Below are 14,457 nucleotides of genomic sequence, written 5' to 3' on the forward strand. Positions count from 1 at the left end.
ATTTCCCAACAATAAAGAATATATTATAAATAATAAAAATTACATTATAGTACGAACATATAGTAATACCTGTCGAAATCCTTAGACTTTTCAAAAACGTTGAATAGTCAACAGGATGTTTTTTGAAGAATAAAGGAACAAAACCTAATAATATAACTATAATTTCAACAATTGATGAAATCACTAAATAATTTGGTGTATCTCTAAGATCTTTCCCTAAGAAAAAAGGATCACAACTAAACAACAACATCGCTATACTGAACACACTTAACACCTGGGTACTGGCATTCTTAATTTTCTATATATATCTTCTCGCATAAACTCATCTTTCATTAAAATAGGTTACCAAACTCTTAACAAAACTATTGGTTGTTATAACTAAACTCTCTTTAATTTATTTCTTCAAAATGTTTGAAAACCTGACATCCCCTATTTGCTGAAAATTTACCTTGTCATGGGTTAAGTCTGGTAAAGTACATCTAATTATTACTACAAGATTATGATTTAGCTCTTATCTCTTCTTAACTTATTTTATTTAAGCCATTGCACTTCATAACCCTATTTGCTATCTTAAGTTTTAGAAAATACTATTTACACTTTATTTGTTAATTAGTATTTTTAAAATTATCATATAAAACTTTACATGTTTTGTATAGAGCGTTTACAGTTTTTTTACACTTTGTTTTATCTCACTCTCTTTATTTTAATATCTTTGAAAAGGACTTTATAAATAATGAAAAACACAAAATTAACATTATCTTTTTTATCACTAATCATTTCCAATTCATTAACTTTAAGTAATGTTGTATCTTTTGAAACTCTAGAAGAAGCTATAAGTAAGCATTCGAATGCAGCTTTTAAAGTGAATACTTGAGATGACTCATTTACATACAGTTATGGTCAAAATGTTCTATCATAACCACAACATTCTAAACCAAGTACCATTCATACCAACCAACAAGCAAATAATTTATATACGCCGAGGCAATATACCTTATAAACGTGCAGCAAATGGTAATACTATCAGCACATTTTGGGGAGATGCTAAAAACTGGGCAAGCCAAGCACAAGCTGATGGTTTTATAGTTAATAATCAACCTAAAAAAGGTGCTGTTTTCCAAACACCCCTAGGCGTTTGGGGACATGTGGCTTATGTAGAACGCGTCAATATGGATGGTAGTGTGTTTATTTCCGAAATGAACTATATTGCACCATACATCGTGTCTACACGTACTATTTCTGCTTCAGAAGCACGAAATTATAATTATATCCATTAATAATAAGCAACATTAATAAAATATATTTAACCAAAATAATTAATGAGGTGACCTATGAAAAAGATATGCAGCACCATTATCATTTCCACTTTATTACTAGGAGGATGCCACAATTTGAATAATTCTTTCACAAACAAAGTTCCTGATACTATGCCTGTTAATGAATATAAAGGCCAAGGTTTTCAACCTCATGCTGAAAAGAAAGTCATTGAATTAGCAAAGAAACATTATAATGAATATGCAGAATTAGGAGAAAGATTCTTTCAAGATAATTTCGGTTTGAAGGTTAAAGCTACTAATGTGGTCGGCAGCGGAGATGGTGTGGAAGTATTTGTCCATTGTGATGATCATGACATCGTGTTTAATTCTAGTATTGTTTTAACATCAGACTCTTTAGGTCATAAAGGATCAATGCGTGCTAATGGAGAAAGCGACGAACTTTCTACTCAAATTGGAAAAGTAGTCAGCGGCTTTGACTACAAAGCCAACAAGAAAGAATACGATGAACTTTATCAATACTTCAAAGATAATCAAAAAAAATACAGTTATTACGGGTTTACTAAAGAAGCTATAAATAAAACTCAAAATTCAGGTTATCAAAACGAATTTTTTTGGATTAATGGAAATCCTATGACATTAAAAGAGTATCATGAAAAACTTTATCCTTTGATTACTGAGAATGGAAAAACGTTCAAAGATAAATATTACAGCGTTCAAACATCACTGTATAATCAACCTAAATTTGAAATCGTCACTAACTTATTCTCTCGTAATAAAAGCTATAATAGAAAATCTATGTCAAAGAAAGTAGTAGAAATATCTAATGATATTGAGAAATCTATACCTAAAGAAATTCAAGTAAATATATTAGCTACTGATCAAATAATCAATACTAACTCTGCAAGATATAACCAAAATTATGATCATAGAGTTGAATGGAGTATAAATAATGAATGAAATTACAGAACGCGATAAAATTGAATTAAGTAGCTATTGGGCATATCAAGATATGAATAATAAAACTCGAATAAATGTTAATGGAAAATATTTTAAAATCATAGATTCATACCATTCCGAAAATTATTCAAATAAGAATGGTAGCCTCGATGCGGTTACGTTTGAATTATTAGATAAAGACAAAGGAACTGGCCAACAATTCATTGCTTTTCAAGGTACAGATAACACTGAAAAACTAAACCCAATCAACCCTTTAAGAGCTTTTTTAGCTGATGATTGGTTAGAAAACATCAAGCTGGCGAATAACAAAAACAAAACAACTCCTTTATTAAATCAAACCAATGATTATATAAAAGATTATAACAGGAAAATTGCAGACGCTAAGTTACTAAACGAAAAAGAATTTTTTCATAAGTATTATATACCTATTTCAACATATGAAAATAAACAATTAATTGGTATTGGCGGCAATTCTCAAGGAGGCGCTTCAGCTGCCTATCAATGTATTCAACATCGTAGTATCCCAGTAACTATCACAAATAGTGCGATGTTGCCCTTATCATCATTTGATTATTTAGATGTACCTTACTATAAAAATATTATTAGATACCATAGTCATTATGACATCTTGTCTTGGATTCAAGATCCTTTTGTAAAACATGTGCCATCAAAGCGTGTCAATGTGGATAGTGGGGTACCGACTTTAAAAGGGCTAATCGACAGTCATTTAGGCTATAAAAGAAAATTCGATTCTAAGACTAATGGTTATAAAAACATGCCAATTCATACTGTAACATCAGTAAAAGATGTCGTATTAAAAAATGGAATGTACGTGCCTCTGACAATCAATATTATGATTGAAATGGACGAACGTATCCCTATGAATGTATGGACTGGTGATGCGATTTCTGTTTCTGGAAATAGCGGACTGATTAAACTGGATATTGAAAATCTAAATAAATTATCTCAAATGGTTTCGGGTGAAATGAGTACCATGCTACAAGAATGTGTATCTTATTTAAATGAAAGTTACAATATCTCCGAAAAGGAAAATGGTCAATTCGATACACGTAAATATAAATTAAAGGACCATTTTGAGAAAACGATTAAGCTTAATGAAGTTGAAGGCTGGTCAACATCCTATAAAGAACGTAGTCGTAACGTTGAAAGTAGCTTAAATGATTTAATGGACACAATAAATTCTATAATTTTAGCCTCTTTGATTATGCCCACATTTAAATCTGTTACGCTTTTTCTAACAAATGCTAAATTGCTAAAATCCCAAGTCGAAAAATTTATTGAAGAGATTTATGATCAAACAGAAAGAAAGATTAGTGAGCTCTTTAAAAATATTGAGCATGATATGCAAGATGGCATACCTGAAGAAACAATGAAGCATTTAAAACTTACCAAAGAAGGCATTTCAAAAATCAAACAACAAAACGATATTTTTGGTCAACAAATCAATGATTGCCATAGCGCAATGTTACAAAAAGATTTGACTGTCATGGAAGGAGATTTCTCTATACCTAATGTTGGTGAACATATGGTAACTCAATTCATTGAACCTTCCCCCTATATGCTTAAGAATATGTCTATACTTAAAAGTCATATAGATACTAGCATCAAAGATTTAGCTAAATATATTCAAAAATTATATAACGAACACGGTAAAATTATCAGTGTTTTACTTGAAACATTAAGTTTTAATTTATCGAGCATCGCTTCTGATTTAGATATATTAGATACCATGTTAAACAATCCAACAACTGAAATTTTAAGCAAAACTTCTCATATTTCATTAGGCAACATTCGTCAAAAATCCGAAAATGCTAGGCATTACTTGCGTAGCCTAGAAACAGTTTTAAATGATGGTAAAGAAATTTCACCTATACTCAATAATCATTTAAGTGATATTTTAATTAATATGAAACCCTTCATTGTACAGATGATTTTTGAGCCATCTCATTATGATGATATGTTTATACTTAATAAACAAGCTCAAGCACGATTAGATCAAATGACACAACAATTAGAAGTCGTAGTGAATGGATTAAAAGAAAATGAAGGTGCTGCTATTCGTGCTTTAGATACTTCAGCTAACACGATTCAAAAGAATATGAAGCTGATTAATAAAGAACTTAAAAAGCTATCATTATATTAATTCATCAATATCATAAGAGGTCACCTATGAAGAAACTATTTTTTATTACCATTATTTTTGTTTTTATATTCAGTGGATGCAACAATTTGAATAATTCTTTCACAAACAAAGCTACTGACACTATGCCTGTTAATGAATATAAAGGCCAAGGTTTTCAACCTCCTGCTGATAAAAAGGCAATTGAATTAGTAAAAACATAGAGAGGAATTCGCAGAACTAGGAGAAAGATTTTATAAAGATAACTTTGGCTTGAAGGTTAAAGCTACCAACGTGGTTGGCAGTGGAAAAGGCGCAGAAGTATTCGTACATTGTAATGATCATGACATCGTGTTTAATTCCAGTATTGTTATCTCCACTGATTCTTTAGGCTATAAAGGCTCTGCATGTGCAAAAGGAGAAAGCGATGATTTATCTACTCAAATTGGAAAAGTAGTCAGCGGCTTTGACTACAAAGCCAACAAGAAAGAATACGATGAACTTTATCAATACTTCAAAGATAATCAGGTTATTACGGGTTTACTAAAGAAGCTATAAACAAAACACGAAACTCTGGCTATGAAAATGAATATTTCTGGATAAGTGGTTATCCTATTGACTTGGCCCAATACGATAAATACTACAAACCTTTGATTCAAATGCATCAAAAAGAATTCAGCGAAAAGTATCATCAAGCTAGATACAATGCCACTGGTGGTGTAACTAAAACACACGTTATCACTACATTTTTTGATACTAACTCAGATTATAATAAAGATAAGGAAGACTATAAGTTATTAGATCTTGCAGATGCCATTCAAAAAAATCAACTTGGCCCTGATAAAAGCGAAGTGAAATATACATTAACCTATACAAGCAATGAAATCACCACTTATGACGGCACAAAGAATGGAAATAACGAAATGTCTTATGGGGTTTATAATAGTGAACAATAAATTTTCAGAACAAAATAAATACTTTGATAATGTTCATTTTAATAAATAGACATTAATAACGCACCGAAATCACTTGGATAACGGTGCGTTATTGATTAGATATCTAATTCTTCTATACGCATCATATGATTAATCAAACCTGCATAAAAGCCTTGTAATTCTTGGCCTGTATGTTTAAAGTCTAAGGCATCTAGACCGACAAAATCTAAATGATCCCAACCTTTCATAACCGGTGTCACTTGCCAGATGCCTTTTTTCAAGCCATCTGTAAATTCAGTGAAATCTTGCCCTGTTGGATAGAGTGAAGATACTACAGAAACGATACCGTCATTTGGACGCAATGCTTGGTTCTCCTCACTTCCAATGACACGACTCGTTGAATCAAAAAGGAAGAATTGTCCAATATCAGGGATATGATTTCCCGTTAAACCTTCATGACTCGCCAAACCTGTATAAGTAGTATAAACAATGTTAGGGTTCATCGGTGTCATTTGATTTAATTTTTCTGAGCCTTCTGATGTTAAATCATACATCGCATTATCATCAGTATCCCAAAGTTTACTTTGCGCAACACGTTGTGCGTATTCAATATAAGATTCATTTTCCCTTTGTTTGAATCCCCATTTTTCAAAACCAAAATCGATATTTGCGAGTTTACCACCGCCCATACGTCCTAACGCATAAACAATATCTTTAAAGGCTTTTTCATTACCAATTCGATCCGCTGCGGCTGAACCGTTATGCGGTGTGCCTAAAGTTGTAATAGAGGCAATCATATGGTCTTTCCCTCCTTCAAATAAAGAGGAAATTGTTCCACCATGTTGACGTTGGTAATCTATTTCTTCTTGATTACCAAAGCGTAAAAAATGTTCTAAAAGCCGGATTGTTTGTCCACCCATACTGTGGCCGACCATATGCACCTTTTTGCCAGGCGCCCATTCATGAAAGACCCCTGCATAAGTTCTGCCATATCGAGAATGTCCATATTTCTCCGCATGCGCTGCACCATAATCTACTGTGCCGCCTTTAATATAATAATATAACTCTATTGCGCGATCATAATTACTGCTAAAAGCACCTACACTCGCTTCATAAGCTTCGTACCCTTTTTCACGCAGTCCATCTATCACACGATACTTATCTCCACCCCAATAATTGGGATATAAGTCTGGCTTTATTTCACCTGTAAAGCCCATAAATCCATGTACAAATATAACTGGATATTGATTAATCGCTTGTTGCGCTTTATTAGTTTTTAAACTTTCTGTATGTGGAACAGGTGCTTGTTGGACCGTACGTTGCGTTGGTTTTGTTTGTGATTCTTCTGTTTTGGCTTCTTCTTTTGGTGCCGCTTCAGTTTTCTCATCATCCTCTTGAGATGTAAGAGTTGATTTGATTTCTGGCGCAGGAGCAGTTTTCGGTTCTACTTCTGACGAAACATGCGTCTGTACTGTTTCTTCTTCAGAAGTTGAGGTCGTTTTAGATAATATTTCTGTATTTTTAATCTCTTCTTTTTTATTTTCAGGTGCTTCTACTTGTTGGATGACATCTTCTGTAACCTTTTGTTCTTCATAGTTTGTCACAGAATCATTATCTACTGGCGCTGGTTGTTCGTACTGGTTTGGTTTTAGTGGTTCACTATGATTAGGTTTTTCTTGTTTTGTTTGTGATCCTTCATGAATCTGAGATGAGGATGCTTCTTGTTCAAGGTTAGTAGTATTTTGTTCCTGTATATTTTTTTCTGAAGATGGTGTATTCACATGATTTGTTTGTGTTTCAGAACGTTTTGTAGAAAAATCTGGTTGTGTTTCAACCTGTTGTGCTGTCGTTATATCTTTTGATGGTAACAGTTGTTCATTTTCTTGTGTATGTTCCGCTTCTACCTGTGTTTCGTGGTGTGTTTGTGTGGATTCTTCCGCATATGCTGATGTGCTTAGACCCATAAATATAAAGGATGCGATAAGTGTTGATCCAGCTCCGACTGTAAACTTTCTTATCGCATAGTGATGGTGTGTTTGATTATTTTTCTTCATTTTGAATTGCTCCTATTCTAGTGGTGTCCTTCACTAAAGAAAAATAATAACGTGCTCCCATAATATAGATGAATAATTAACTGTACTACTTTAAAATAACACATTTTTGTGTCACTCAGTGTTAATTTTCTTATTTGTTATATTTCTTTTACATCATTTTTATTTTATCTGATGGTAAATATCGTAAACTTCTCCTGTTTTCATCTGACGGTCTTCAGCGACTTGTTTAATCGCCTTTTTCGGTTTCATATTTTGACGGATATAATGTTCAACATGTTCATGAATATCTAACTCACTGAACCATTCTGTCTCTTCTTTTGGTGCTGCACCCTCTATTAAGATAACAAATTCACCTTTAGTCGGAATGTCACCATTTGTGACCGCTTCTACCAATGTTTGAACTGGTGCCGTCTGAATCTCTTCAAACTTCTTAGTTAATTCTCGACCCAAAGCGACTGGTCGTGTTTCATCAATTTCCACTATAGCTTTTAGCGTATCTGCCACACGAAACGGGCTTTCATAAATAATTACAGTAGAGTCTTCAAACATGCGTTGTTCAAGTACTGCTTTTTTATCTTTTGCTTTTCTCGGTAAGAATCCGACAAACGTATATACAAACGAAGGTAAGCCACTTCCCATCAACGCAGTCAACCCTGCATTCGGTCCAGGAATCGGTACAACATCAATACCTGCTTCACGCGCACGCACCACTAATTCATAACCCGGATCACTGATTAACGGTAAGCCGGCATCAGAGACTAATGCGATACTTTTCCCTTCTAATAAAAGTTCAATTAAAGGTTCAGTCTGCGTCTCTTTATTATGTTCATGATAAGATTTTAAGGGTGTCTCAATCTCATAATGATGACATAATTTCTTTGTGACACGTGTATCTTCACAGGCAATCATATCGACAGATTTTAAAGTGTCTACTGCACGAAATGTGATATCTGCTAAATTTCCGATGGGTGTTCCGACTAAATAAAGTGTTCCCATGTTATTGCTTGCCCCTTTCAATAAGCTGTAATTTTTGTGTTCTCGTGAATGTTTTAATTTCATACTCACGTTTCATCGCTTCTGACTTTGTTTCATAACCTTCTTGATAAACTAATACAACGGGACGTCTAGTTTTAGTATACTTGGCACCTTTACCCGCATTGTGTTTTTCAATTCTTGCTTGAACGTTATTGGTATACCCAGTATATAATGTGCCGTCTTTACATCGTACGATATAAATATAATGTTCAATTGCCATAATAAATCGCACTCATTTCTTTTGTATATTGTCCATCTGTTGTATACATATAAAATGGCGGCGCAATATCCAAACCAGGTTTGCCGTCTTTACGTCCTTCTACAAGAATCGCATGCGCTGCTTTACCAGGTTTACTATAAACCATTGTCAGTTTCTTTGGTTCAATACGGTGCTGTCTGAATTCAAATAATACATCCATTAAACGTTCTGCACGATGTACCATGACAAAACGACCGCCTTGTTTCAATAAATGTTTCGCAGCATTCACACAATCAGCCAGTGTACACATTACTTCATGACGTGCAATTTTATGTGCTTCTTTTTGATGTTGATGCGTTTGAATGGTTTTGAAGTACGGCGGATTACATGTGACAACGTTATAGCTTGAAGGTTGAAAGTGTTGTTGAACATGTCTTAAATCCATTTCATACATTTGAATACGCGCTTCTAAATGATTATGGCGAATACTGCGTTCAGCCATATCCACTAATTGTGGTTGGATTTCAATCGCATCTATCATGTGATTTCCTTTGTCTGAAAGTAATAAAGGAATGACGCCGTTACCTGAACATAAATCCATTACTTTGTCACGTTTTCTAAGCTGGGTAAAATGGCCTAATAATAAAGCATCCGTCGAAAAGGAAAAGACTTCATCATTTTGAATTATTTCTAACTGTTCTTTTAATAGACAATCTAAACGTTCATTTTCTTTCAACATGATTTTCTCCAATTTTTGATTAAATATGTATAAATGAGAACCTCTTCAGGTTCTCATTCAAGCTTTCAAATAGAATATGACATTCTTTTGATATATTAAAACAATCGCTTTTAGGATTGTTCTTCTAATGTTTGTAAACAAAATAAGCAATCTTCACCATTACGATGTTTACCGAATAAATCGCCTTTACAGATATGGAAGCCTTCTTGATATAAAATCGCTAAGTTCTCCTTACTGCTTAAACGAGGTTTCTTTTTTTCTTTAGACTTTTGCTCAGGCTTATCTGAAACATCTGTTGATTCAGTTCCTGTTTCTTGTGAACGGCCGATTAATTGTTTCAAATGTTTGTTTTCAACTTCCAACGCAACATTTTCTTCTATAAGCTGCATGGTGATGGTCTTTAATTCTGCCGTGTCTTGATACAATTGTTTAACATTGGTTTCAAGACGCAATAGTCTCTCCATTATTTCTCTGCGTTCCAAAAGCCTGTGGCCTCCCTTAATAGATTGCTTCTAAATCATCAACTGAGTATTCTAAAGGTTGTTCTAAACCTTCAACTTTGACTTGCATTGAAATATCTAACATATTCAAGCCTACCACTGTACCTTGACCATCAGGTGTATCAATTTTTGTTCCCACATCAGGTAATTGTTCTCTGGCAGCTTCATATTGATCATTTTCATATTTTAAGCAGCACATTAAACGACCGCAAGCGCCTGAAATTTTTGTAGGATTTAATGATAAGTTCTGATCTTTTGCCATTTTAATCGATACAGGTTCAAAGTCACCTAAGAACGTTGAACAACATAGCGAACGGCCGCAAGGACCGATACCACCAAGTAATTTAGCCTCATCGCGCACGCCGATTTGACGTAATTCAATACGTGTTCTTAACTTTGCGGCTAAAATCTTTACCAACTTTCTAAAGTCGATGCGATCATCTGCAGTGAAGTTGAAAATCACTTTTGATTTATCTAATGTATACTCACAATTGACTAAACGCATTTCTAAACCTAATTCTTCTACAGATGCTTTACAGAAATCCATTGCAGCATCTGCATCTTCTTCGTTACATGCACATTGTTCTAAATCATTGTCAGTTGCGACACGAATGATTTGTTTTAACGGTAATGTAACATCTTCCTCATCTACCGTTAGTGCAGCATCTTTGACATCACCGACTTCTACACCACGTTTAGACTCTACAACAACTCTGTCACCACAACAAAGTTCAGCATCTTCAACCGGTGCATAATACTCAAGCTTACCAGCTTTTTGGAATTGTACGCCAATCACTTGAAGCATTTAGCCCACCCCCTTAATTACGATTTGTTCAAATACGAGTGTTGGATTCACATTTTGTGTTAACTTCTTATGTGCCTCCGTTATATGATCATACATATGTGTTAATTGGTAATATGTTAAACGTTGTGCATATTGTTTAATATCTGTTTCTAATTCAGAGAATACTAAGTATCCTGAAATGTCTGCTTTTTCATGCATAATATCTTGGAAGAATGCATTCACGACTGACAATGTCAGTTGCTGCAGCTTTTTATTTTTAGCTGCTTTCATTAAATCGACCAAAGCAATTAAAGCCATTGCACGATTCGTCAGCAGTAATTGGCACCAATTGATAATGTTTTTGCGTAAATTTGCTAAATCATATTCCTCATTCAGCGCACGAGCTTCTTCGATTTGTGAGGTATAAGTACTCAACATTTCAGCAATCGGTTTAGATATCTCTTGTTCTTTCAGACGTTCCACGAGTTGTGCTTGTGACATCGGTTTAAAATAAACATGCTGACAACGCGAATGGATTGTACTGAGAATTTGTTCTGGTTTCGTCGACAGCAATATCGCAATCGTATTTTCTGGCGGTTCTTCTAAGAACTTTAAAATACTATTCTCACCTTGAACGGTAAGTTTCTCAAAGCCATTAATAATATAGACTTTGTGACTGCCTTCAACGGGTAATTGATTCATCACATGAACTAACGCTTCAATCTTTTCTTTCTTCAGATTTGTCTCATCTGTTGTGACATATCTGAAATCAGGATGATTGAAACCGTCAACTTTCGCTTGGCATATTTCATTGTCATTGCATAGTATCAACTTCGCAAAAGCCATAGCCGTTTGCTGCATCGTTTGTGCATCATCGCCTTCAAATAAATAGGCATGCGAAAGCTTTCCAGATTGATACGCATTCGTCAATCTTGATAATTCATCCATTCAATTTGTCACCTTTCCATAATGAAAAAGGGCAGGAACTCATGAGTTTAATCATTGATTGTCTCTTTACAATCTCGATTACACGCTCGTCCCGACCCCCACTATTTATAGACTGTTATTTATGTCGAATCATAGATTCATGTCATGTTTATCATTAAAATCTGTGGAACGCATCAACAGGCATTACGAATACTGTCGCGCCGCCGACTTCTACTTCAACTGGATATGGAATGTAAGAGTCTGCACTGCCGCCCATTGGCGTAATTGGTGATACAAGTTGTTCTCTGTTTCCACATGTTTTATTGATAACATTTAGTAAATCATCTACTTTGTCATCATCAACACCGCATAGGAATGTTGTATTTCCTGCGCGTAGGAATCCACCTGTTGTCGCGAGTTTAGTAGCTCGGAAATTATTTTTGACGAGTTGGTCAGACAACTCTTGACTATCTTGGTCTTGAACAATTGCAATTACCATTTTCATAACTAACACCTCTTTGTAATATTATAGCATATTGTGATGGTAGAGCCTGTTTAAAACTAAATAGAAATAACTAAAATGATGTCTGATTTCTTGATGTTTTCTATTAATATTTTACCTTCATCTTTTAGGTCTGCTGTAATTAAAGTTTAACAAATTATACTACGTGAACCCGCACGCTTGCAACAACTTCCAAAGCAATCATCTAAAGCTTATGCTTGGCTAGACAAATGTTGGACAATTGCTTGATAAGCAGCATCAACAACCGCCTCAATAGATTGATTTGCATCAATGACCGCAAAACGCTCTGGTTCTTGTTCGATTAATTGATGATACCCTTCAATAACCCGTTGATGAAATGCGATACTCTCATGATCCAAACGATTCATGTCTCGCGCATTACTTTGAATCCGTGCTCTTCCCGTTTCAGCCGTAATGTCTAGATACACTGTTAAATCCGGATACAAACCATTAATCGCAAATTCATTAATTGCTCTGACTTCCTCTACACCAATACCTCTCGCATAACCTTGGTAAGCAAGCGAACTATCGATATAGCGGTCACACAATACTACTCTTCCCGCTTTTAGCGCTGGTAAGACTTTTTCTACTAAATGTTCTCTGCGTGATGCCGCAAATAATAAGGCTTCGGTACGCTCATCAACAGCTTCGCCTTCTAATAAAATTTCTCGAATTTTTTCTGCAGCGGGTACCCCGCCAGGTTCTCTCGTTGTTAAGACTTCAAATTGTGCTTGTAAGCGTTCAGAAACTTGGTTTAAAACCGTTGTTTTACCGGAACCTTCTGGTCCTTCAAATGTGATAAATGCTGACATGTTATTCATCCTTAATATTTATAGTTCTATGCTTTATACCTTCTACTCTAATTCCTTGTGCTACCCAGTCTTCCATAATATCGATCATTTCTTGATGAATGCGTTCACCTTTATAAAACACCGGTATACCTGGAGGATAAGGTACAATATGTTGAGCTAACAATTCACCTGCAGCTTCACTAAAATCGATACGTCTCATTTGGGTTATCGTCACAGGCTGATAATATCCAACGTGTTCAGGCATTTTGGGGATAGTTACTGAAACCTCATTTGTCGTCTTCGATAACTTTAATGCTTTAATTCGTTCTAATAATGATTCAAATGGGAACCGATCTCTTTTATGCCACATCGGCAACACTAACAATACTTGTGTTTCATCTGCGAGTTCTACATAAAGATGTTGTGCTTCTAACCATTGTTGGATGTCATAGCCTGTATACCCTGCGTATGTCAAAGTTATTTTAAGTGGATCATCCATCTCATGAACTTCTAATCCTTTAGCGCTTAATGCATCAAGTAGACGTTGACGTTGTGTGAAAAAATAAGTGCTTTCATATGTTTTATAAAATTGATGTGCACGCTCTAAGCCTGCCATTAATAAATACGAAGGACTTGATGATTGAAAGTAAGTTAAATACTCCATCACTTGTTCACGATAAGGCGCATTTTTATGTATGAAGATTACAGAGCTCATAGTCAAAGCAGGTAAACTTTTATGATAAGACTGTACGACGTAATCTGCCCCAAAAGAAAGTGCAGAGTTAGGGAAACCATTTAATCCAAAATGCGCACCATGCGCTTCATCTACTAACACAGGTGTACCCTTCGCGTGCTGTTCTTTAATAAATGAAGCAATATCGAATAATTCACCGTAATAGTTAGGATATGTCACAATCGCTAGACTATTTGTACTTTGTTTTTGGTCTATGCGTGGCGCTATATATTGATGGGTTGTATCACTGATAGTCATCGGTAAAATTTCTGCATCTTTTTGAGCTAAATCTAAACCATGAAAGACTGATTTATGTACATTACGACTCATCACAATCGGTGCTTCTTGTTTTGCGGTTGCTTGAATCACTGATAAAAGACCTGAAGTTGTGCCATTTACTAAATAAAAGGCGTCATAATCTGGATGCTTATCTAAGGTATGCATGCTTTCTTTTAATATGCCTTCAGGATGATGCAAGTCATCAAAATCAATAATCTCAGTAATATCCATGGCTAAATCCATCTCATGTAATGTGCCGATTGTTATGTTTTTATGGCCAGGTACATGAAAAGAAATAGGTTGTTGTTTTAGAAAAGATTTAAGCTGATGATTTAATGGCAAATTCATTTTTCCACTACCTTCAATTTGGTAATTAACTCTTATTTTAACATATTTGAATCTAGTTCAACGATGAGAAATGAAAGAATTCTTCTCGTTTCATTATCAAAAATTAAAAAATGGCATAAAAAAAGAGACCCTTTACAGGATCTCATGTTTGCCTGGCAACGTCCTACTCTTGCGGAACGTAAGTCCGACTACCATCGGCGCTAAAGAGCTTAACTTCTGTGTTCGGCATGGGAACA

General features: G+C 34.8%; 15 protein-coding genes, 1 rRNA gene and 2 pseudogenes. 6 read left to right on the top strand and 12 right to left on the bottom strand.

Annotated features, from left to right (window positions below; translation table 11 throughout):
- Positions 1-295: DUF5079 family protein (locus tag CD112_RS13920; protein ID WP_373364845.1), on the bottom strand; the 295-nt coding region annotated here is incomplete at its 3' end.
- A 669-nt stretch (positions 296-964) separates the two neighbouring features.
- Here CD112_RS13920 and CD112_RS01340 point away from each other — a divergent pair.
- From CD112_RS01340 to CD112_RS01360, 6 genes and pseudogenes are all read left to right on the top strand, one after another.
- A pseudogene (locus tag CD112_RS01340) lies at positions 965-1,277 on the top strand (CHAP domain-containing protein); the annotation flags it as partial.
- Between the two features lie 114 nt (positions 1,278-1,391).
- Positions 1,392-2,234, top strand: coding sequence for a DUF1672 family protein (locus CD112_RS01345; protein ID WP_373364844.1), 843 nt, complete (start codon positions 1,392-1,394; stop codon positions 2,232-2,234).
- Positions 2,227-4,398: a hypothetical protein gene (locus CD112_RS01350; RefSeq protein WP_002481896.1), complete on the top strand. Its 2,172-nt coding sequence runs from the start codon at positions 2,227-2,229 to the stop codon at positions 4,396-4,398. The genes CD112_RS01345 and CD112_RS01350 overlap by 8 nt, the downstream gene beginning before the upstream one ends.
- A gap of 26 nt (positions 4,399-4,424) precedes the next feature.
- A complete protein-coding gene (locus CD112_RS14020; RefSeq protein WP_023016286.1) occupies positions 4,425-4,598 on the top strand; it encodes a DUF1672 family protein in 174 nt (57 codons plus the stop codon).
- Positions 4,599-4,647: 49 nt separating this feature from the next.
- Positions 4,648-4,932: a DUF1672 family protein gene (locus tag CD112_RS01355; RefSeq protein ID WP_023016287.1), complete on the top strand. Its 285-nt coding sequence runs from the start codon at positions 4,648-4,650 to the stop codon at positions 4,930-4,932.
- Positions 4,929-5,330, top strand: coding sequence for a DUF1672 family protein (locus CD112_RS01360; RefSeq protein WP_081600406.1), 402 nt, complete (start codon positions 4,929-4,931; stop codon positions 5,328-5,330). Before CD112_RS01355 ends, CD112_RS01360 begins: the two co-directional genes overlap by 4 nt.
- A 95-nt stretch (positions 5,331-5,425) precedes the next feature.
- Here CD112_RS01360 and lip read toward each other — a convergent pair.
- The 11 genes and pseudogenes from lip to rrf all read right to left on the bottom strand — a co-directional run.
- A pseudogene (gene lip, locus CD112_RS01365) lies at positions 5,426-7,351 on the bottom strand (YSIRK-targeted triacylglycerol lipase); the annotation flags it as partial.
- Between the two features lie 171 nt (positions 7,352-7,522).
- A complete protein-coding gene (rsmI, locus tag CD112_RS01370) occupies positions 7,523-8,359 on the bottom strand; it encodes a 16S rRNA (cytidine(1402)-2'-O)-methyltransferase (protein ID WP_037556659.1) in 837 nt (278 codons plus the stop codon).
- 1 nt (position 8,360) lies between these two features.
- A complete protein-coding gene (locus CD112_RS01375; RefSeq protein ID WP_002481890.1) occupies positions 8,361-8,618 on the bottom strand; it encodes a GIY-YIG nuclease family protein in 258 nt (85 codons plus the stop codon).
- Positions 8,608-9,336, bottom strand: coding sequence for a tRNA1(Val) (adenine(37)-N6)-methyltransferase (locus CD112_RS01380; protein ID WP_057510614.1), 729 nt, complete (start codon positions 9,334-9,336; stop codon positions 8,608-8,610). The genes CD112_RS01375 and CD112_RS01380 overlap by 11 nt, the downstream gene beginning before the upstream one ends.
- 110 nt (positions 9,337-9,446) lie before the next feature.
- The gene (yabA, locus tag CD112_RS01385) at positions 9,447-9,818 is read right to left on the bottom strand and encodes a DNA replication initiation control protein YabA (protein WP_002481888.1); all 372 of its coding nucleotides are present in this window, start codon (positions 9,816-9,818) and stop codon (positions 9,447-9,449) included.
- A gap of 16 nt (positions 9,819-9,834) precedes the next feature.
- Complete coding sequence (locus CD112_RS01390) at positions 9,835-10,641, bottom strand: PSP1 domain-containing protein (protein WP_002481887.1); 807 nt, start codon at positions 10,639-10,641, stop codon at positions 9,835-9,837.
- Positions 10,642-11,568 (bottom strand): DNA polymerase III delta subunit-related protein, encoded by a 927-nt coding sequence (locus CD112_RS01395; RefSeq protein ID WP_061054929.1) that lies wholly within the window; start codon positions 11,566-11,568, stop codon positions 10,642-10,644. It lies immediately after the preceding gene.
- 154 nt (positions 11,569-11,722) lie between these two features.
- Positions 11,723-12,052: a cyclic di-AMP receptor DarA gene (gene darA, locus CD112_RS01400; protein ID WP_002481885.1), complete on the bottom strand. Its 330-nt coding sequence runs from the start codon at positions 12,050-12,052 to the stop codon at positions 11,723-11,725.
- Positions 12,053-12,261: 209 nt separating this feature from the next.
- Complete coding sequence (gene tmk, locus CD112_RS01405) at positions 12,262-12,882, bottom strand: dTMP kinase (RefSeq protein WP_103363711.1); 621 nt, start codon at positions 12,880-12,882, stop codon at positions 12,262-12,264.
- 1 nt (position 12,883) lies between these two features.
- Positions 12,884-14,221, bottom strand: a complete 1,338-nt coding sequence (locus tag CD112_RS01410) for an aminotransferase class V-fold PLP-dependent enzyme (protein WP_103363712.1) — start codon at positions 14,219-14,221, stop codon at positions 12,884-12,886.
- Between the two features lie 150 nt (positions 14,222-14,371).
- Positions 14,372-14,457 (bottom strand): 5S ribosomal RNA (gene rrf, locus CD112_RS01415); the annotation flags it as partial.

The sequence above is a fragment of the Staphylococcus simulans genome (assembly GCF_002902285.1).
GTDB classification, from domain to species: domain Bacteria; phylum Bacillota; class Bacilli; order Staphylococcales; family Staphylococcaceae; genus Staphylococcus; species Staphylococcus simulans.